Annotated in this window: 1 rRNA gene; it reads left to right on the top strand. The window is 51.4% G+C overall.

What is annotated here, in order from left to right:
- A 23S ribosomal RNA gene (locus ACQUTP_RS25740) occupies window positions 1–197 on the top strand; the annotation flags it as partial.
- Window positions 198–220 lie beyond the last annotated feature (23 nt).

Raw genomic sequence — 220 nt, 5'->3', positions numbered from 1 at the left:
GGCACTGCCCGGTAGCTAAATGCGGAAGAGATAAGTGCTGAAAGCATCTAAGCACGAAACTTGCCCCGAGATGAGTTCTCCCTGAGACTTTAAGTCTCCTGAAGGAACGTTGAAGACGACGACGTTGATAGGCCGGGTGTGTAAGCGCAGCGATGCGTTGAGCTAACCGGTACTAATGAACCGTGAGGCTTAACCTTACAACGCCGAAGATGTTTTGGCG

The organism is Klebsiella sp. 2-CIP_Kleb., from assembly GCF_050378715.1.
Classification (GTDB): Bacteria; Pseudomonadota; Gammaproteobacteria; order Enterobacterales; family Enterobacteriaceae; genus Klebsiella; species Klebsiella quasipneumoniae.
Note: the sequence above shows the minus strand (reverse complement) of the source record. Positions and strands in the feature narration are given on the sequence as shown.